Genomic DNA, 18,984 nt, shown 5'->3' with positions numbered 1-18,984 from the left:
GTCGCCCGGGTAAGGCTGTGGCCGCCGCACGGGAACACGCATTCCTTATCCCAAAGGCCGATTTATCGGCCTTTTCTTTTTCCGCTCCGCCCCAAATGAACTACGCTTTTTGCTTAAGCTCCTGTTAATGGAGCGCAAATTAAAGAGGGACGCGAGAATGATAAAGGCAAGTATGTGGTCCGGCACGCTGGCGCTGGCGGCCCTGATAAGTCTGCCGCTGCAGGCGGCGGAGCCGGTTAAAGTCGGCTCAAAAATCGATACCGAAGGGGCGCTGCTCGGCAATATTATTTTGCAGGTGCTGGAAAGCCACGGAGTGAAAACCGTCAATAAAATCCAGCTCGGCACCACGCCGGTGGTGCGCGGAGCGATAACCGCCGGTGAACTGGATATCTATCCGGAATATACCGGTAACGGCGCCTTCTTCTTTAAAGCGGAGAACGACCCGGCGTGGAAAAACGCGCAGCAGGGCTACGAGAAAGTCAAAAAGCTGGACGCGGAAAAGAATAAGCTCGTGTGGCTTACCCCGGCTCCGGCCAACAATACCTGGACCATCGCCGTTCGTCAGGATCTGGCGGAAAAAAATAACCTCGCCTCGTTAAGCGACCTTGCCGGCTATCTGCAAAAGGGCGGTGACTTTAAGCTGGCCGCTTCGGCGGAATTTATTGAACGGCCGGACGCGCTGCCGGCATTTGAAAAAGCCTACGACTTTACGCTCAAACAGAACCAGCTGCTGTCGCTGGCGGGCGGCGATACGGCGGTCACCATTAAAGCGGCGGCGCAGCAGACCTCCGGCGTAAATGCGGCGATGGCCTACGGCACCGATGGCCCGGTCGCCGCGCTGGGCCTGCAAACCCTGAGCGACCCGAAGGGCGTGCAGCCAATTTACGCCCCGGCCCCGGTCGTGCGTGAAGCGGTGCTGAAAGAATACCCGCAGATAGCCGACTGGCTACAGCCGGTCTTTGCCAGCCTGGATGAAAAGACCCTGCAAAAGCTGAACGCCAGTATTGCGGTAGAGGGCCTGGATGCGAAGAAAGTCGCCGCCGACTATCTGCAACAAAAAGGGCTGCTGAAGTAGAGTTCGCGTGACGATTCGTTGCTGTAACCGCGTTGCGCTGCTGCTGGCATTATTACTGCTGCTGGCGATGGCGCTGCCGTTTATCAATTATGCGCCTAACCGGCTGTTATCCGGCGAGGGCCGTTGGCTATGGCAGGTCTGGCCATGGCTGGCGGGCGTGCAGGCGGGGGCGGCGCTGTTAATCGCGCTGCTGTGCTGGCGGCCGGGGCGCTTCCCGCTGCTGGTCATCTTCCTGCTGGCGGATCTGCTGCTGCCTGCGCTGCTTTGGGGGGCCGGCGGGGCGGCGGGGCAGCTGGCGCAGAACGGTTCGTCGCTGGCCCGTACCTCGCCGGGCAGCGGCCTGTGGCTGGCGCTGGCGCTCTGTCTGCTTATCGCCAGCGATGCCGTTCGCCGTCTGACTTCCCGTGCCCTGTGGCGCTGGTTGCTCAATGCGCAAATCTGGCTGCTGCCCGCGCTGCTGCTGGGACTGGGGAGCCTCGATGAACTCTCTCTGCTGAAAGAGTATTTCAATCGCCGGGAAGTGTTTGACGATGCGCTGTCGCAGCATGTGACTCTGCTGCTCGGTACCCTGCTGCCGGGGCTGCTGATTGGGCTGCCCATTGGCGTTTGGCTCTGGCGCTTCCCACGCTGGCAATCGCCGGTTTTTGCGGTTCTCAATGTGATTCAGACCGTTCCCTCCGTGGCGCTGTTCGGCCTGCTTATTGCGCCGCTGGCGGGGCTGGCGCGCCAGTTTCCTTCGCTTGCCCAGCTCGGCGTTTCCGGAACCGGCATTACGCCTGCGCTGATTGCGCTGGTGCTGTATGCGCTGTTGCCGCTGGTACGCGGGGTGACGGTCGGCCTGCAGCAGGTTCCGCGTGAAGCGCTGGAGAGCGCGGTGGCGATGGGGATGAGCGGCGGACAGCGGTTTCGTCAGGTACAGCTGCCGCTGGCATTGCCCGTATTGTTGCGCAGCCTGCGGGTGGTTAGCGTACAAACCGTCGGTATGGCGGTCGTCGCAGCGCTGATTGGCGCAGGCGGCTTTGGCGCGCTGGTTTTCCAGGGGCTACTCAGCAGCGCGCTGGATCTGGTGCTGCTTGGGGTGATCCCGACCATCGCGCTGGCGGTGGTGGTGGATGCGCTATTCGCGCTGTGGGGCGCATTACTCAAAGGAGAGGTCCGTGATTGAGTTCGACGGCGTCAATAAAGCCTTTGCCGGACAGCCTGCGGTGAAAAACCTCAATCTGCATCTGCGCGAGGGGGCATTTTCGGTGCTGATTGGCACCTCAGGTTCGGGGAAATCGACCACGCTGAAGATGATCAATCGCCTGGTGGAGCATGATAGCGGGACGATCCGTTTCGCCGGGCAGGATATCCGCCAGCAGCCGGTGCTCGAACTGCGCCGCAGAATGGGCTACGCCATCCAGTCCATCGGTTTGTTTCCCCACTGGACGGTGGCGCAAAACATTGCCACCGTTCCGCAGCTGCAAAAGTGGTCGCGGCAAAAAACGCAGGCGCGGGTTGATGAATTGATGGCCTTGCTGGGGCTCGAGCCGGTGCTGCGCGAACGTTATCCCCATCAGCTTTCCGGCGGCCAGCAGCAGCGCGTCGGCGTGGCGCGCGCGCTGGCGGCGAATCCGCAGGTGTTGCTCATGGACGAACCCTTTGGCGCGCTCGATCCGGTGACGCGGGAAGCTCTGCAACAGGAGATGATCCGCATTCATCGCCTGCTGGGACGCACGATTGTGCTGGTGACCCACGATATCGATGAGGCGCTGCGGCTGGCGGATCATCTGGTGTTGATGGACGGCGGCGAAGTAGTGCAGCAGGGCGAGCCGCTGCAGATGTTGCTGGAGCCAAAAAATACCTTTGTGCAGACCTTCTTTGGCCGCAGCGAACTGGGCGTGCGCCTGCTGTCGCTGCGCGGCGTGAGTGATTATCTGCGCCGCGATGAGCGCCTGGCGGGAGATGCGTTAAACGTGGCGATGACCCTGCGCGAGGCGCTATCGCAGTTTATTGCTCATCGCTGCGAGGTATTGCCGGTAGTGGATGAGCGGGGAGAGTCCTGCGGGACGTTGCATTTTGCCGACCTGCTGCGCGAGGAGGCCCGGCGTGAAGGTGCTACGTGATCCGCTGCTGTGGCTGAGCGCAATGTTTGTCGCGCTGCTGCTGGCGTTGCCCTACAGCGCGCCGCTATTCAGCGCGCTGTTTCCCGAGCTGCCGCGCCCGGTTTATCAGCAGGAGAGTTTTATTTCGCTGACCCTGGCGCACTGTTGGCTGGTGGCACTCTCCAGCCTCGCGGCTACGGTGGTGGGCGTCGGGGCAGGGATTGCGGTCACCCGGCCTTCCGGCCATGAGTTTCGCCCCCTGGTAGAGACGATCGCCGCGATGGGACAGACGTTTCCACCGGTTGCGGTGCTGGCGATTGCGGTTCCGGTGATGGGATTCGGCTGGCAGCCCGCGCTGATCGCGCTGGCGCTGTACGGCATATTGCCGGTTTTACAGGGTACGCTGGCGGGATTGGGGGCGGTACCGTCCGGCGTATTATCTATCGCTCAGGGGATGGGAATGACCGGCTGGCAGAGATTGATAAAGGTGGAGCTGCCGCTGGCGGCGCCGGTGATGCTCGCTGGCATTCGTACCTCGACCATCGTGAATATGGGGACGGCGACCATTGCGTCAACCGTCGGCGCGAATACGCTCGGCACGCCGATTGTTATCGGCCTGAGCGGATTTAATACCGCTTATGTCATTCAGGGGGCGCTGCTGGTGGCGCTGGCAGCGATTATCGTCGATCGCGGCTTTGAACGGCTGACCCGGCTAATCAGCCGACACCGCCGCGAACAATAAATGAATAGCCAGCCAGCATCACGCCGCCGATGCCGCTGATGGCCATAAATAAGAACAGAGTAATAACCGCAATTTTCGCTGGCTTCATAATAGGCTCCTGATGTTAACGCAAGGATTATACGGTGAAGCGCAGGTGTTAATGAAACATTAATTGCGGTTTAGCTACGACAGCCCTCCCGGCTTGCGCTGCGCTTAGCCGGGCTACGGTTCATCACCGTCTGCGGGCCGGTAGCCCGGGCAGGCGCCTCAGGCGCCGCCTCCGGGAGACGTTGCGGTGGTGTGATTCAGCCAGATAATCTGGCCCTGCTGCTCCCATTGACGCATTTGATTCACCTGGGCGCTACAGGGCGCCTCTCCGCACCAGACCATTAGCGTACTGTCGGGGAAAAGCTCCGGTCGGATCTGGTTCAGCGAATGGGCGAGAATATCCACCCGCCAGCCCTGTTCGCTGGCTATCCAGCCCTCCAGCCATAGCCGGGTGATATCGTTCACATTCCAGCCCATAATCAGCGCATGGTCGCCGGGATATTTTGCCGTCGAGGACAGGCATCGGGCGATATGATTAATCAGAATGCCGTCCAGGATGCCCCGCATTGCCAGCAACGTTGGCTGCGGGCTGAGCAGGCGCTGGCGTAAGGGGTTAACCAGGTGCTTCACCAGGGTTTGCGCAGAGTCGGTGTGGTTACGCTCCTTCAGCCACATCCGCAGGCGATGATAACTTCCGTTTTGCAGATAGCCGAGCAGCATTTCCTGCCGATCGCGCCAGCCGTCGACCCTCTCCTGCTCATTATCCATCAGCAGCGTTTTCACTTTCCCGACCTGCACGCCGGAGTCAATCCAGCGTTTGATTTCGCGAATACGGTCTATCTCATATTCATTAAACAGGCGGTGGCCGCCGTCGGTACGCTGAGGTTTCAGTAATCCGTAGCGCCGCTGCCAGGCGCGTAACGTCACGGGATTGATATCGCAAAGCTGGGCAACTTCGCCAATTGTATAAAGCGCCATTTTCTCCTCCCGCTGTGTTCTCCTCTATTAACTGTAGAAGCTGTTTGCCGAAGCGGGGAGGTTTGTCTGTTTTTTGTACAAAAACGGATCGTCGAGGCGCTAAGAAGTGTGATCCTGAACATGAATTATCATTTTCATGTATTGCTTCAAAGAAAGTTATAAGCAAGCAGTGTATGTTACGCGCTTTCAAATGAAGTGTGGTCTGCGGGTATGTACGAGTTTGATCTGGTGTTGCTGCTGCTTCAGCAGATGTGCGTGTTTTTGGTCATCGCGTGGCTGATGAGCAAAACGCGTCTGTTCATCCCGTTAATGCAGGTCACCGTCCGTTTGCCGCATAAGCTCTTGTGCTACGTAACCTTCTCTATTTTCTGCATCCTCGGCACCTACTTTGGCCTGCATATCGAAGATTCGATCGCCAATACGCGAGCCATCGGCGCGGTGATGGGCGGCCTGCTGGGCGGGCCGGTGGTCGGCGGCCTGGTGGGACTGACCGGCGGCCTTCATCGCTACTCGCTGGGCGGCATGACCGCGCTGAGCTGTATGGTTTCCACCATCGTTGAAGGACTGCTCGGCGGGCTGGTGCACAGCATTCTGGTTAAACGCGGGCGACCGGATAAAGTCTTCAGCCCGCTCACGGCCGGTGCGATTACCTTTTTTGCTGAAATGGTGCAGATGTTGATCATTTTGCTGATCGCTCGCCCGTTCGAAGATGCCCTGCATCTGGTACAAAGCATCGCTGCCCCCATGATGGTGACTAATACCGTCGGGGCGGCGCTGTTTATGCGTATCCTGCTGGATAAGCGGGCGATGTTTGAAAAATATACCTCGGCTTTCTCGGCCACCGCGCTGAAGGTGGCGGCGTCGACGGAGGGGATCCTGCGCCAGGGGTTTAACGAAGAGAACAGCATGAAGGTCGCGCAGGTACTGATCCAGGAGCTGGATATCGGCGCGGTGGCGATCACCGATCGCGACAAGCTGCTGGCGTTTACCGGGATCGGTGACGATCACCATCTGCCCGGTAAGCCTATTTCTTCGCTCTATACCCAAAAGGCGATCGATACCGGCGAGGTGGTCTATGCCGACGGTAACGAGGTGCCCTACCGCTGCTCGATTCATCCTAACTGTAAGCTGGGCTCCACGCTGGTTATTCCGCTGCGCGGCGAGAATCAGCGGGTGATTGGCACGATAAAACTTTATGAAGCGAAAAACCGCCTGTTCAGCTCCATCAACCGCACGCTGGGGGAGGGGATTGCCCAGCTGTTATCCGCGCAGATCCTGGCCGGACAGTATGAGCGGCAAAAGGCGTTGCTAACGCAGTCGGAAATCAAGCTGCTGCACGCCCAGGTGAATCCGCACTTCCTGTTCAACGCGCTGAATACCCTGAAAGCGGTGATTCGCCGCGATAGCGACCAGGCGGGGCAACTGGTGCAGTATCTGTCGACCTTTTTCCGCAAAAACCTGAAACGGCCAGCGGAGATCGTGACCCTGGCGGATGAGATCGAACATGTAAACGCCTATTTGCAGATTGAGAAAGCGCGCTTTCAGGCCAACCTACAGATCCACATGCTGGTGCCGGAAGCGCTGGCCCAGCATCAACTGCCGGCTTTTACCCTACAGCCGATAGTCGAAAACGCCATTAAGCACGGGACTTCGCAGCACCTTGGGGTGGGGGAAATCACCATTCGCGCCAGCCAGTACCAGCGCTGGCTGCAGCTGGATATTGAAGATAACGCCGGGTTATATCAGGACAAACCCAGCGCCAGCGGACTGGGCATGAATCTGGTTGATCGCCGTCTGCGGGCGCGCTTCGGCGCCGATTGCGGGATCACCGTCACCTGCGAGCCGGAATGTTTTACCCGCGTCACGCTGAGACTGCCTCTGGAGGAAAACGCATGTTAAAAGTATTAATTGTCGACGACGAGCCGCTGGCGCGTGAAAACCTGCGTATTTTGCTGGAGACCCAGCCGGATATCGAGATCGTGGGCGAATGCGGAAATGCCGTAGAGGCGATTGGCGCGGTACACAAGCTGCACCCGGACGTGCTGTTTCTGGATATCCAGATGCCGCGTATCAGCGGTCTTGAGATGGTTGGCATGCTTGACCCGGAGCATCGGCCCTATATCGTCTTTCTCACCGCATTTGACGAGTACGCGGTGAAAGCCTTTGAAGAGCACGCGTTTGATTATTTGCTGAAGCCAATAGAGTCCGCCAGGCTGGAAAAAACGCTGGCTCGACTGCGCCAGGAGCGCAGCCTGCAGGATATGACCGCCCTCGACGATACCCAGCAGGCGCTAAAATATATTCCCTGCACCGGCCACAGCCGCATCTGGCTACTGCAGATGGAAGACGTGGCCTTCGTCAGCAGCCGGATGAGCGGGATTTACGTGACCGACCGCGAAGGAAAGGAGGGTTTTACCGAGCTCACCTTACGCACCCTTGAGAGCCGAACGCCGCTGCTGCGCTGCCATCGCCAGTACCTGGTTAACATGTCCCATCTCAAGGAGATCCGCTTTGAGGAAAACGGCCAGGCGGAGCTGCTGATGCGTGCCGGGCAAACGGTGCCGGTGAGCCGCCGCTATCTGAAAAGCCTGAAAGAGGCGATTGGTCTGTAAAACGGCGGAATCGTGATAAACTGTGCGGCAGAATTTTTCATCATGAAGGCAATATGATCAGTAACGATATTCTCCGTAGCCTGCGCTACACCCTGAAAACCAATAACAGCGGCCTGGTACGTATTTTTGCGCTAGCGGATGCGCCGGTCAGCGCCGAACAGCTGGTACCCTGGCTGAAAAAAGAAGACGAAGAGGGGTTTGTGCGCTGCCCGGATGTCGTGCTGTCGAATTTTCTCAACGGCCTGATTTACGACAAACGCGGTAAAGATGCGTCGGCGCCGCCGCTGGCGGTCGAACGCCGGGTGAATAATAATATCGTGCTGAAAAAACTGCGTATTGCCTTTTCCCTGAAGACGGATGACATTCTCGCTATCCTCACTCAGCAGAAATTCCGCGTCTCGATGCCGGAAATCACCGCCATGATGCGCGCCCCGGAGCATAAAAACTTCCGCGAATGCGGCGACCAGTTTCTGCGCTACTTCCTGCGCGGGCTGACCGAGCGCGAACACGCGAAATCCTGATATGCCTCCCCGGCTTGCGGCGTTAACGCCAGAGCCGGGCTCCCCGAATGTATGGCCCTGTAGCCTGACCGGGGTAGCCCGGCTAAGCGTAGCGTAAGCCGGGAGTTCTCCGCACCAGTCTGGGTTATTTCACTTCTTTAAATCCCTGTGATTTCAACATTTTTTCCGACTCGCTCAGCGAAATAAACTTTTGCGAACAGTCTGTAAAGCTGGCCCCGGGTAATTGACACAGCTCGCTGATTTTAGCCTGATTAAAGTCGATGGAGAGGTGTTCCTGCGCGGCGCTCTCTTTATAGTCGACGCTGTGGGTGACGCCTTTGATTTTGCTGTAGGCCACGCCGATAGGATCGATGATCTTGCGCGCCTGCTCTTCGTTACTCACCCCGAGTGATGTATAGGGAATAGTATTCTCCGCGTCCTGGCGGGTAACGACATCGTCTTTGTAGTGATAGGTGTAGGTCAGGTCTACGCCGTTCATCGTGTTGTGAAACGTCTTGATCTCATCTTTGTTGTTATCGCAGCCGACGAGCGCGGCCATCATTAACGTTGCGCCCAGAGCGGCGGTAATCCTGCGGTTAAATTTCATTATCATTCCTTGTTAATCAATCATCATCTCTAATTGTATACAGAGTTGGGCGATAGCGCTGAGCGTATCCTCGGAAGTCGCCGTTTCGCGCTCGGCCAACTGGTGGAGCAGGCGCGCGAGATGATTAAATCCGCCGTTGGTTAAATCGTCGCTCAGCGTCATCGCTTCGCGAAAAAGGCCCTTTTGCTGATAGCGCAGGCCGTTGTGCATAATCTGGATCAGCAGCGCCCGGGTGCGCTGCAACAGCGTCAGGGCCAGCGACCGCGGCGGCAGGATATCGCCGGCAGGCAGTGGCCCAACGGGAAGCGGTTCCGCGTTCAGCGCCCAGCCGCGGGTGCGGGTCATCATTACCAGCGGCTCCAGGCTAAGCTGCCCGCGGCTAAAGGTGACCATCCCGGACACCATCACTACCGGATCGTCCGCCTGGCTGAGCAGCGCCGCCATTCGCTCAACGGCATAGGGCGCGCTGGCGGCGGCGGGAAGGGACAGCTGCAAAACGTTGTCTTGCCCTTCGCCGCTGAGAACCTGCGCATCCAGCGTTTGCCGGGCGGCGTCCCATCCGACGGCAAGACAGGCATCCACCGGCAAAATAAACAGATTATCCACCTGATTAAGCGGACGCACCCACGCCGGAGGGCGCTGGCGCAGATACTCACGCAGCGCCGCAACCCCCGGCTGGCGCAGCGGCGCGCTGAGCAAAAGCCAGGCCTCTTCACTGAGCGGAATGTTGCTGCTCAGGCGGTGGCGCGCGCTCAGCAGCAGTTCGCCGCTGGCGTTGCGGCTCGCTGATTGAGTAATTATCTGCCCGCCCGCCAGCGCGCCGGCCTGGAAGCTAAACAGGCGGCGCTGCCACAGCGGGCTTTGCGCCCGTTCCGCCAGCGGCCAGCTGCGCGACAGATGCATAATGCTGCCGGTATCCGGGTCGCTAAACCAGATGCGTAAACCGTAGCGGTGATTATCCTGCCAGCTGCGCATTCCCAGGGAGATAAGTCGCAAATGATCGAGCTGCGCTTCGCCGGCGATACCCTGGCCCACCACGGTGCGCCACGGCAGGGGCGGCGTCTGGTCGGCATCGGCAAGCTGCGCCATTCTGTCGGCGCTCTCAAGGCGGGCGTTAAGTCCTGCCAGCTGGCTGAGAAGCTGTTCAGGATGGTAATGGCTGGCGCGCTGCTGAAGGGCCTCGACGCCTTCGCGAAGCTGAGCAAGTGCGCCGACGACCCAGCGCCAGTTTACCGTCTGCGCCGCGCGCTGCGCCCGGGTGAACGCAGCCTCGAAGCCAATAGGCGGCTGGCTGACGCCGCTTTGCCACAGCAGTTGGCTGAGCTGGCGGAGGCTTTGTCGACAGGCCTCGCCGTCAGGGGTATCAAAGGGCCCTCCGCGGGCGGCGGCCTTGCGGCTGCGCGTTTGCCAGACCAGGTGCGTAAAGCCAGGCTGCTGGGCTTCGGCATCGGTAAAAGCCTGAACCGCCAGCGCCACGTGTTCGCACAGCGAGCCGTCGACGCAGTCGCAGCGGGCAAAACGGATGCTGCTGCGGGAATAAAAACGCACATCGCTCATCGGCAGCTTTGCCGAAGGCGTTTCGTTAGGTCGGCAGAATAGCTCCACCGCGACGCCTTTATCCGCCAGCTGCTGCGCCCGCTTCAGAACGGACTCGGGGAGAGCGGCCAGCTCCGCTTGCCACAGTCCCGGATGCCAGCGTTCGCCGCTCTCCGGTTCCCCTTCGGGACGCTCATCACCGGTATTGGCGCGCTGGTAGCTGAGGATCAGCATCACGCGATGACGACACATGCCGCTGGCGCCGCAGGTACAGCTGGATTCTTTGAGCGCCTGGCCTTTTGCCAGCCGGGTGCGGGTGCCGTCGTGAAATACGGCGGTCAGGGTGCCGTCTTCATCCTGCGCAAGCTCGGGGATATTGCCGTTATCCAGCTCTTTCTGGCTGCGTTTTACGAATCCGGCGTTGCTTAGCGCCATGAGCGCCTGCGGGGTGAGTTCCAGTAATTCGGGGCGTAAAGGCATCATGATTGTAAATTCTCCGCCAGCCAGGAGGCCAGTTCGCCGGGCGTCATGGCGGCGATTTGCGCCCCGACGTTAACCAGCGCCTGGGCCATATCGTGGTCATAACAGGGGGATGCCGAACTGTCTAACGCCGCCAGCCCGAGGACTTTAGCGCCGCTTTGCACGCTCAGCTTGACCTGATTAATCAGTAGCGAGTTCGCCCCGCCTTCGAAAAAGTCGCTCACCAGCACGATGACGCTTTTTTGCGGTTGTTCAATCAGCTGTCGCGCATATTCAACGGCCTGGGCGATATTGGTCCCGCCGCCGAGCTGAACTTTCAGCAGCAGCTCTACCGGGTCGGCAACGTCGTCCGTGAGATCCACCACGCTGGTATCAAACGCCACGAGGTGCGTACGAATGCCGGGCAGCTGCCATAAGCAGGCCGCCATAACCGCCGAATGGATAACGGAATCCACCATCGAACCGCTCTGATCGACCAGCAAAATCAGCTGCCATTTTTCGCTGTGGCGTTTAATACGGCTGATAAACTTAGGCGATTCAATGTACAGCTTGCTGCGCTGCGGGTCCCAGTGCTTGAGGTTGGCGCGCAGGGTATTCTTGAAGTCGAAGTTGCGCGCCAGCGGGATACGCGAGGGGCGGCGCCGATCGCGCGCGCCGGAAAAAGCCTGGCGCACCTCTGTCGCCAGCCGGGCCATAATTTGCTCTACCACCTGGCGCACCAGCTTGCGGGCGGCGTTCAGCACGTCTGGATTCATCAGATGTTTAGTATGCAGTACCGCTCGCAGCAGGCTTTCGGAAGGCTCGATACGTTCAAGCACTTCCAGATTGGTCACCACCTCATCGATGCCGTAGCGCAGTACCGCATCGCTCTCCAGCCGCTCGATAACCGGCTGCGGAAAAAGCGAGTGGATAGCGTTGATCCATTCCGGCGTCGTCAGGCTGGAATCCTCCAGTCCACCCTGGCGCTCGCCTCGCCGTAGTCGCTCCGGATCGCGGCCGTAGAGCCACTCCAGCGCATGGTCTACCTGACGGGCATGCTCATCGAGGCCGCCGAGGCTGTTTTCGGCGGCCTCGCCCAGAATCAGCCGCCAGCGCTGGAGCTCCTGGGTTGCCAGAATATCGGATAACCTGTTCATTAGCGTACTCCCCAATGGCGTAGCGCGGCCAGCGCCTGCTGTTCCAGCTGCTGATGATAGAGTAACTGCTCCGGCGAGCAGGCAACCGGCGCCTGTAGCGCAGAGGTCGGTAGCATGGACATGTGATAGTGATCAAGCACCTGGCGGGCCAGCTCGCCGCGTTCCCGAGGCGGCAGCCACGCCATCGCCGCCCGCAGATCCGGCAGCGCGAGAATAAACTCATCGTCCGCCAGCCGGGCGAGCAGCGCGCTGAATCCCGTGATAAAAGCGGGCTGACAGGCGAGCTGATGGCGCGCCAGCGCCAGCATACCGTGGACCGCCTCTCCCAGACGCTGCGGAGAGAGCTGCGTCAGCAGGGTCATCGCTGCTTCAGCGGTCGCCGCGGGATGCTCAAGGCGAATCAGCGCGCCGAGCGCCGCGCCGCGGTCGAGCGGTGCGGCATCTGCGGCGTGAATTCGCCGTTCAAGCAGCGCCAGGGCGGCGCTGAGCGAAACTCCCGGTAAAACGCTGCCGCTGTGGAGATCGCGCAGGATGTGGCACAGGGTGCGCCAGCTATGCAGATGGGCGTGAAACTGCTGCTCGTCGGCAACGCCGCTGGATTCGCAAAGCCACAGCGTCCGGTCAAGCGCCGCGCAAAGCGTGATTTCCAGCACCGCGGCGTTTTGCATACCGCTGCTCTCATCTTGCTGCCAGAGGGCGTAAAGCACCTCCAGCGCTGGCCCCATTTCGGCAAACTGGCTCTCTTCGGCAATTAGCTGCGCCAGCTGTTCCAGCATCTGCTGGCTGAATGTGGAGAGCCCCGCCAGCGCGGCCTGATTCAGGCTGGCGGCCAGGCTTTTGATCCCCCCGGAGGCCAGAATAGCCGCTTCCAGCCGCTGGCGCGCGGCCTCCGCCAGGGAAGCGCCGTAGCGGGAGGTCTCGATCAGGACCGCGTGCTGCTCCAGGGTTGGAAACAGTCGCCAGCGCTCTTCGCCATCGCCGGAAAGCGTCACCGCGCTGCCCGTTTGCTGCTGGAAACCGGGAATGTCGAGGATGGCCAACCGGTGTAAGACCTGACTTTTTGCTAATCCCTCGGGCGTATAGCGATTGATGTTCAGGTTTGCCGGTATGGCGATCCCGACGCGCGCCAGCTCGCGATCGACGTCCTGCGGCAGCGGCGGCAGCGGCGTTCCCTGAGCGAGCTTGCCGAAACCGGCTCCCGCCAGCGCATCCACGATGGTCAGCAGAATCGGATCGGTTTGCGGATGAATCACGCCGCGATAGCTCCACGGTAGCGGGGCATTGAGCGCTTCTTTGATTAACGAGCCCGCCAGCGCGTCAAGCCAGTCGCAGCGCAGCGGCTGGGTATGGCCGCGTATCTGCGCCAGCGCCATTGCGCGCAGGTGGGCGGCAGCGAAATCGGCCGTTGAGGCGGGAAGGCGATGCTGGCGCAGGCGGGCGAGGATAGTTTTCAGCAGCCGTTCCCCGGCCTGACGCAGGCCCAACTGCCAGCACCAATTTTGCCAGACCGGCGCCGGCATCCCGGAAAGATAGCCCGCCAGAACGTCCAGCCGCTTTTCGCTGTAGGGGGTGAGGTAGCAGCCGGTGACGGCGTCGGGCGTCGGTGGCGGCGGGGATTCAGGTTCCTGCGCTGGCGCCCGGCAATTCCGCCACAGGGCTGCCAGCGCCGGGGCGTGCCAGCCGCCGCAGACCACCACGACCGGGCCGTCATTTTGCTGCATGGCCCATGCCACCCAGCGGGCCATCCAGGCTTCCCGCTGCCGGCTGTTTTCTCCGCCGCTGCTATCGCCGCGCAGCTGGATAAAGTACGTTTTCAGCGCCTGCTCCAGACCGGCGCGCTGGGTTTCATCTTCGAACAGATGGTCCCACAGCGCGTCGGTATTCTCCATTCCGCTGGCGACAAACAGACGCTGCTGGTCATCGACGCGGCGAGCGTCAGAGGCATCGCTGTCATCCTCTCTTTGCGCCCAGACCGGTAAATCGATAAAGCGAATATGCGCGCCCGTCGCCCGGGCGCTCAGCAGCGCCTGCCACTCGGGGGAGAATTCGGCAAACGGCGTCCAGGCACCGCGTCCCGCCGCGCCGCCCTCCTGAGACTGGCAGTAGCTGTAGATGGCGATGGGCAATTGATGGGGTAAAAACAGCTCATCCAGGCGCTGATTAAAGTCCACCGGACCTTCAATCAGAACGTAGCGCGGACGCGTTTGTTCGATGCGTTCTTTTACCAGCCTGGCGCAGGCCGGGCTGTGGTGTCGAACGCCGATAATTAACGGCTGCTCTGGCATGCGTGTTCCCTCACGGCAGGCGGTGGCGGGCCTGATAATAGGCCTGCCAGTGGGCTTCTTTATGCGTACCGACGCGCTGCTCAAAATAGCGGCGCAGGCGGGCGCGGTCGTCCTCGTTATCTTTGACAATTGTACCGGCGATGCAGTCTACCAGGTCGGCGGGCTCTCCGGCGCGAGCGGCCAGAAACCAGGCACGCACGCCGACGGCATGGGCGACGTTAACCGCTTCGGCGGTGGACATAATTGCGTTGAGAGTATCCATTGAGGTTTTCTTTCCGCCCTCGGCGCGCAGATCGCGGAAGGTCTGGACCAGCAGTTCCAGTACGGCATCGGGCACTTTATGCGGAATGCCGCTATGCGCCAGCAGGCGTGCCGACGCGTTAGCCACCAGCACCAGCTCCTGCTGAAAATCCATGATTGGAAAGACGGTTTCGAAGTCGAAGCGACGTTTAAGCGCCGCGCTCATTTCGTTGACCCCGCGATCGCGGGTATTGGCGGTCGCAATGATATTAAACCCGACGCGGGCATAGAGCAGGCTATCCTCACCGCTTAGCTCCGGGATCGCCATTACCCGGTCGGAAAGCATCCCCAGCAGGCAGTCCTGAACCTCCAGCGGCGTGCGGGTTATCTCTTCGAAGCGGACGATTTTCCCGTCGCGCATGCCTTGATACAGCGGGGCGGGCACCAGCGCCTGGGTCGAGGGTCCCTGGTTGATCAACAGCGCATAGTTCCAGGCGTACTTGATTTGATCTTCGGTAATCGACGCGCCGCCCTGAATGGTGAGCCCGGCATCGCCGCAGACGGCGGTGGCCAGCAGCTCTGAGAGCAGCGATTTTGCCGTGCCCGGCTCACCGACCAACATCAGGCCGCGTCCGGTCGCCAGCGTGACCAGCATCCGCTCGACGGCGGCGGGGCTGATAACCACTTTACGGCTGATGTCGCGAGCGCTATCGCCGAGGATAAACGCGCGCGCCGCAGGCAGGCTTAACTGCCAGCCGGGCGGGCAGGGGAAAGGGTCATTCTGTTGCAGCCGCGCGAGTTCATCGGCGTAGAGCACGGCGGCTGGGGGGCGCTGAAGATGTTTTTCCTGTTGTATCATCGTTTCTTCCTTAAAGAGACAGCGGTAATCGTTAGACCTTATTTATGCGCAGCAGATTGCGTGAGGTGCTTTATTTCTGAGCTTGATATATCGGATTATATTTAACGCAACATCTTCCTGCGTATCTTGTAGTTAAAAAGGCACATTAGGTTCGTGGGGCTAAAAAGCCAATATTCGACTCATGCGGTGAGTCGAATATTGTTGCTAATTGACTCACCTCGTTTGTCGCACTAGCGGGAAATAATCTCTATTGTGCTTAGCGCTTCGCTGAGATCCTGAGGATCGAGCCGGGAAAACGCAACGGGTTGTTCGCCGTAATAGAGCGTTATCGCGCCAAACTGCTGAGGAGCTTTAGCGTCTATGCTGTAGTGAACAAATCCCGGCGTGATTTCCAGTATCAGCCGATGCTGAGCAACATCGTAACAGAAATAGCTTTCGCTACCTTGCCACCAGCCCCGGCCGCGGATGCCCAGCAGCTGCCCGCAGGTCGTCGACCTTCCCTGCCAGCGCGTTAGCTTGCTGACTGAAGTTTCTTCCGGCAGCAGCAGGAGAGTATGGCGGGTCAGCTGACGGAACGGCGGCAATAGCTGGTAATCGGCAAAGAGTTGTTCAAACGCCGCCCGCGTCAGGTCGTCCATTTCCAGCGGATGAACGATGCCGAATAGTGCATCTTCCGGCAGCGTGATGGGCTCATCCTGGCCGTCGCAGAACTCTCCCTCGGCCGCGATGCGAAAAGCGGCGAGCAGGCGACGAGGCTCATTAGCGGCGTATACTCCCCATACCAGGCGGCGGGTCACATTGTGGGTCAGCGGGTGGTCGACGAACAGCGACTGAAACTCCGCGCGCGTCCAGCGCCGCGCCAGCCGCAGGGCATTTTCCAGATGCGGTAGCAGGCGTTTCGCCACGCGAGCGGCATCTTTTTTCAATCCTTTCAGCCGGAGCAGCGCTTCCGCGGCTTTTGTCTGGTCATCTTCGGCGCGCAGGCGCGGGAGGCTCTTTTGCCGCGCTCCCTGCTGGTCATAAATTACCGGCTGCAGATTTTCATCAAAGCGCACGCTAAAGCTGCGGGTACCGAAATCAAAGGTCAGCGCACCGGGATTATCCAGCCCCAGCGTCGGCGTAAGCCGATCCTGCAGCTGCTCTTCGCTCAAATCGCGCGCTTCGGCAATCTCTTGCAGACAACGTTCCGCGCTCTCGCGCAGCGGGCGGGATTTTGCCCGTTGCGAAATATGGTCCAGCTGCAGCAGCGACATATCGCTGCCGATGCGGGTCAGAAGATGCAGGCCGCTGGCGGCGCGGGCAGATTTCCCTTCCTGCGGCCAGGCGAGAATAAGTTGGGTTAAATCACGCACCGTACTCTCATCGCCAAAGATCCCCAGCGTCTGAAAAGCCCAGTTCTCTTTGCCGGGCGCACCGGCATTCTGCCAGGCTTTGAAGAGATCCCAGGCGAAAGCGGCCAGCGATTGAGGCTGACAGGCGGCTTTGACTAAATCCAGCCCGCAGTAAAAGTGGCCGCCCTGGGCGAAGCGCAGCATATCGCCGAGAATTTCCAGCGCATCGTCGGTCAGCGGCTGGTCGTTGCTGAGAAGCCGCGGCCTGCGCCAGAGCGCGGGCTGCCAGAAATCCGGCGCTTTCGGCGTGCGGGCCGGATAATTATCCAGCGGATCTTGCGTCAGCAACTGCTCCAGCGCTGGCCATAGCCTCGGTTCGTGCCAGCGTTGCGCCACCGTTTGCAGCTGCGCGTGATGGCCTTCCTGATACAGCAGACGCAGGGCGTTAATGGCCGCTTCGCGGCTATCGCCTGCTTTATCGAACGCCAGCGGAATTAACGCGGCGGCGGCGTGTTCCGGCCATTGCAGTAGCCACTGGCGGGCGAGATGGCTCTGCGCCTGAAAGCGCCGCCAGACGCGGGCCACCGGCAGCGCCAGCTCCGTTGCGCCGAGATGCATCAGCAGCGGAAAGATCACTTTTGGCCGATGCCGGAGCGCCAGCAGCAGGCCGGGCAGGGCGTCAGTCCCGAGGATGCTCAACAGGTATTCAGCGCCGACAAATTTGAAATTTTCTTCATTAATGCGCTGCCAGAGGGTGATGACCCGTTCGCGAGGCAGCTGGGCCAGCAAATAGAGGTTCCAGCAGTCATTCGGCTTGTAGCCCGCCGTCAAATGGCTTTGCCAGGCTTGCAGTAAGATATTGCAATCACCATGATGCAATGCCTGCATGGCAGCTTCGTTCCACACCGGCTTCTCACTGTAGCGATGATACTGCGGCTCAAAATGAATTTGTTGTCCGTTCAGCGTGTATTGATGGAACAGGTAATACATGTCCTCAAAACCCAGCTCCCGTAATACGATCCCTCCTTTGCGGCGAATGCGTTCCCGCAGCGGAAGATCGTTGAAAAAGCAGGCCGGTTTGCCGGCGGCCAGCGCCTCCCGCTCTCCAGGCTGCCAGTACTCCTGCGGCGCAAGCTTCAGCGGCGATAGCGCAAAACGCGGCGCGGCGGCTTTTTTCTTTTTACTGCGCCACGGCGGCGAGAGCAGAATTTCCGGCAGGCCGGGGTTATCGACGGCCACCGTGACGCCTGCAGGCAGCGATTGTTGGAACGTCGCCAGAAGTTCCCGCGCCTGCGCGCTTAGCCAGGGACTAACCTGTTCGGCCAGCGGCGGATGCGTATTCAGCAGCGTCCGGAGCAGCATTCGCCAGCCCTCTGCGCGTTTTTTCTGCTGCTGCGGGAGCTTTTTCGCTTCAATATGCGGATAGCCCGGACGCGCGGGCGGCTCCGGTAGCGCCAGCAGCTCTGCCAGCGCCGCCAGCGTCGAGGCGGGAAATTGTCTGGCATATTTTGCCACGCGCAGCTGGCTGGGCTTGTTTTTATCCGCCACCAGCAGCAGCAGGCGAATAACCTGCGGATGGTTGATTTGCGCCAGCAGGCTACCGCAGTCGTCTTTATGCGCGTAAATCGCCAGCCTGGCGACTGCCGCCAGCCCCTGTTCACGCAAAAGCGCGGCGCAAGCGACATAGCCGTAGCGGTTTGCAAAATAGCCATCGCTGTCCTGGCGATCGGTAAAAATATCACTCGACCAGGTTTCCTCAAGCTTCGCCAGCACGGCGGGGTCGGTGGCGACGGCTTTAAGCCACTCTTTTGACGACCGCCAGGAGTTGTCAATGCAACGTCCGGCTATTTGATTGGCGATATCCGGCCTTTCCGGCAGCAGCAGGGCGATAAACGGCTGGCGATAAAACGGCGTTTCGACCAGGCCGGCAATAAGCTTTTCGGCGCAGCGTTGCCAGACGACCTCTTCCGCCAGCGACAGATGTTTGCGCAGACGTAGATCGAACTCGCTATAGGTTTCAGAGTGGAGGCCGTAAACGTTCTCTTTCTGCGGATGACTGAACACCCATTTGCGCGGCGGGTATTTACTATGGCCCGCCGCGATATTCTGCCGGGCAATCACCACCTCGGTCGCGTACTCGACGCCGTGCAGCTGGACGATTTCATCCAAAAGCGCCGGGCTATCCTCTTCAGCCAGACGAGTCAGCACCGCCAGCGCGCGGGCGGGCATTGCCGCTCTGGCCTCGCCCACGCAGCGCATCGCCTGCGCAATCGCCTGTTGCCACTCAGCAGTACATTGTTCAGCCTCCCAGGCGAGGGGCTGACTGCGGGAGGCAATATCGTTCGCCAGCCGTTGAAGTCGTTCCACTTTGACCAGCGGCACCGGCTCGCCCGGCCAGCGGCGATGGCTTAACGGCGTCTTACCTTTTTTAAAGGTCAGCTCCAGCTGCGCGTCATCCGCCAGCCAGGGTGGGGTTAGTGCGTTGTGCATAA

Annotated in this window: 15 protein-coding genes; 7 read left to right on the top strand and 8 right to left on the bottom strand. The window is 60.2% G+C overall.

Features of this window, described 5'->3' with window-relative positions; all coding sequences use genetic code 11:
• Positions 1-157 precede the first annotated feature (157 nt).
• Genes HMPREF3178_RS25385 through HMPREF3178_RS25370 form a run of 4 tightly spaced genes read left to right on the top strand, consistent with a single transcriptional unit; the run spans position 158 to position 3,901 of the window.
• The gene (locus HMPREF3178_RS25385; protein ID WP_004114076.1) at positions 158-1,075 is read left to right on the top strand and encodes a glycine betaine ABC transporter substrate-binding protein OsmF; all 918 of its coding nucleotides are present in this window, start codon (positions 158-160) and stop codon (positions 1,073-1,075) included.
• Positions 1,076-1,082: 7 nt separating this feature from the next.
• Entirely contained in the window at positions 1,083-2,240 is a 1,158-nt protein-coding gene (locus tag HMPREF3178_RS25380) for an ABC transporter permease (protein ID WP_064371113.1), read from the top strand.
• Positions 2,233-3,180 (top strand): ABC transporter ATP-binding protein, encoded by a 948-nt coding sequence (locus HMPREF3178_RS25375; RefSeq protein WP_023321327.1) that lies wholly within the window; start codon positions 2,233-2,235, stop codon positions 3,178-3,180. The genes HMPREF3178_RS25380 and HMPREF3178_RS25375 overlap by 8 nt, the downstream gene beginning before the upstream one ends.
• Complete coding sequence (locus HMPREF3178_RS25370; protein ID WP_004103840.1) at positions 3,164-3,901, top strand: ABC transporter permease; 738 nt, start codon at positions 3,164-3,166, stop codon at positions 3,899-3,901. The genes HMPREF3178_RS25375 and HMPREF3178_RS25370 overlap by 17 nt, the downstream gene beginning before the upstream one ends.
• Here the strand turns inward: HMPREF3178_RS25370 and HMPREF3178_RS30465 are convergent.
• Both HMPREF3178_RS30465 and HMPREF3178_RS25365 read right to left on the bottom strand, forming a co-directional pair.
• Positions 3,876-3,989 carry a protein YohO gene (locus HMPREF3178_RS30465; protein WP_004103838.1) on the bottom strand — a complete coding sequence of 38 codons (114 nt, stop codon included), beginning with the start codon at positions 3,987-3,989 and terminating at the stop codon, positions 3,876-3,878. The two genes, HMPREF3178_RS25370 and HMPREF3178_RS30465, sit on opposite strands and share 26 nt — an antisense overlap.
• 158 nt (positions 3,990-4,147) lie before the next feature.
• Complete coding sequence (locus HMPREF3178_RS25365; protein ID WP_070585580.1) at positions 4,148-4,906, bottom strand: MerR family transcriptional regulator; 759 nt, start codon at positions 4,904-4,906, stop codon at positions 4,148-4,150.
• Positions 4,907-5,116: 210 nt separating this feature from the next.
• Here HMPREF3178_RS25365 and HMPREF3178_RS25360 point away from each other — a divergent pair, with 210 nt between their 5' ends.
• From HMPREF3178_RS25360 to HMPREF3178_RS25350, 3 genes are read left to right on the top strand one after another with little or no spacing between them, the layout of a single operon-like run.
• A complete protein-coding gene (locus HMPREF3178_RS25360; RefSeq protein ID WP_004103831.1) occupies positions 5,117-6,805 on the top strand; it encodes a sensor histidine kinase in 1,689 nt (562 codons plus the stop codon).
• Positions 6,799-7,518 carry a two-component system response regulator BtsR gene (btsR, locus tag HMPREF3178_RS25355; RefSeq protein ID WP_004103829.1) on the top strand — a complete coding sequence of 240 codons (720 nt, stop codon included), beginning with the start codon at positions 6,799-6,801 and terminating at the stop codon, positions 7,516-7,518. Before HMPREF3178_RS25360 ends, btsR begins: the two co-directional genes overlap by 7 nt.
• A gap of 53 nt (positions 7,519-7,571) precedes the next feature.
• A complete protein-coding gene (locus tag HMPREF3178_RS25350) occupies positions 7,572-8,039 on the top strand; it encodes a YehS family protein (protein WP_004103827.1) in 468 nt (155 codons plus the stop codon).
• A gap of 124 nt (positions 8,040-8,163) precedes the next feature.
• Here the strand turns inward: HMPREF3178_RS25350 and HMPREF3178_RS25345 are convergent, their stop codons facing one another.
• The 6 genes from HMPREF3178_RS25345 to HMPREF3178_RS25320 form a co-directional block, all read right to left on the bottom strand.
• Positions 8,164-8,625 carry a YehR family lipoprotein gene (locus tag HMPREF3178_RS25345; RefSeq protein ID WP_004114062.1) on the bottom strand — a complete coding sequence of 154 codons (462 nt, stop codon included), beginning with the start codon at positions 8,623-8,625 and terminating at the stop codon, positions 8,164-8,166.
• 12 nt (positions 8,626-8,637) lie between these two features.
• Entirely contained in the window at positions 8,638-10,644 is a 2,007-nt protein-coding gene (locus HMPREF3178_RS25340) for an SWIM zinc finger family protein (RefSeq protein WP_070585578.1), read from the bottom strand.
• Positions 10,641-11,777 (bottom strand): vWA domain-containing protein, encoded by a 1,137-nt coding sequence (locus HMPREF3178_RS25335; RefSeq protein ID WP_049594107.1) that lies wholly within the window; start codon positions 11,775-11,777, stop codon positions 10,641-10,643. Before HMPREF3178_RS25335 ends, HMPREF3178_RS25340 begins: the two co-directional genes overlap by 4 nt.
• Positions 11,777-14,062, bottom strand: coding sequence for a DUF5682 family protein (locus tag HMPREF3178_RS25330; protein ID WP_070585576.1), 2,286 nt, complete (start codon positions 14,060-14,062; stop codon positions 11,777-11,779). The genes HMPREF3178_RS25335 and HMPREF3178_RS25330 overlap by 1 nt, the downstream gene beginning before the upstream one ends.
• Before the next feature lie 10 nt (positions 14,063-14,072).
• Complete coding sequence (locus HMPREF3178_RS25325) at positions 14,073-15,161, bottom strand: ATP-binding protein (protein ID WP_070585575.1); 1,089 nt, start codon at positions 15,159-15,161, stop codon at positions 14,073-14,075.
• A gap of 230 nt (positions 15,162-15,391) precedes the next feature.
• Positions 15,392-18,982, bottom strand: coding sequence for a DUF4132 domain-containing protein (locus tag HMPREF3178_RS25320; RefSeq protein ID WP_070585573.1), 3,591 nt, complete (start codon positions 18,980-18,982; stop codon positions 15,392-15,394).
• Positions 18,983-18,984 lie beyond the last annotated feature (2 nt).

The organism is Klebsiella sp. HMSC09D12 (genome assembly GCF_001808475.1).
Lineage (GTDB): Bacteria > Pseudomonadota > Gammaproteobacteria > Enterobacterales > Enterobacteriaceae > Klebsiella > Klebsiella oxytoca.
The sequence above is the reverse complement of the archived record's forward strand: the minus strand, read 5'-3'. Positions and strand labels throughout refer to the sequence as shown.

Bases quoted from the DNA above. Each gene is read 5' to 3' on its own strand.
- HMPREF3178_RS25340 (WP_070585578.1), bottom strand. From the start codon at position 10,644: ATGATGCCTTTACGCCCCGAATTACTGGAACTCACCCCGCAGGCGCTC.
- HMPREF3178_RS25350 (WP_004103827.1), top strand. From the start codon at position 7,572: ATGATCAGTAACGATATTCTCCGTAGCCTGCGCTACACCCTGAAAACC.
- HMPREF3178_RS25385 (WP_004114076.1), top strand. From the start codon at position 158: ATGATAAAGGCAAGTATGTGGTCCGGCACGCTGGCGCTGGCGGCCCTG.
- HMPREF3178_RS25345 (WP_004114062.1), bottom strand. From the start codon at position 8,625: ATGAAATTTAACCGCAGGATTACCGCCGCTCTGGGCGCAACGTTAATG.
- HMPREF3178_RS30465 (WP_004103838.1), bottom strand. From the start codon at position 3,989: ATGAAGCCAGCGAAAATTGCGGTTATTACTCTGTTCTTATTTATGGCC.
- btsR (WP_004103829.1), top strand. From the start codon at position 6,799: ATGTTAAAAGTATTAATTGTCGACGACGAGCCGCTGGCGCGTGAAAAC.
- HMPREF3178_RS25365 (WP_070585580.1), bottom strand. From the start codon at position 4,906: ATGGCGCTTTATACAATTGGCGAAGTTGCCCAGCTTTGCGATATCAAT.
- HMPREF3178_RS25325 (WP_070585575.1), bottom strand. From the start codon at position 15,161: ATGATACAACAGGAAAAACATCTTCAGCGCCCCCCAGCCGCCGTGCTC.
- HMPREF3178_RS25360 (WP_004103831.1), top strand. From the start codon at position 5,117: ATGTACGAGTTTGATCTGGTGTTGCTGCTGCTTCAGCAGATGTGCGTG.
- HMPREF3178_RS25335 (WP_049594107.1), bottom strand. From the start codon at position 11,777: ATGAACAGGTTATCCGATATTCTGGCAACCCAGGAGCTCCAGCGCTGG.
- HMPREF3178_RS25330 (WP_070585576.1), bottom strand. From the start codon at position 14,062: ATGCCAGAGCAGCCGTTAATTATCGGCGTTCGACACCACAGCCCGGCC.
- HMPREF3178_RS25320 (WP_070585573.1), bottom strand. From the start codon at position 18,982: ATGCACAACGCACTAACCCCACCCTGGCTGGCGGATGACGCGCAGCTG.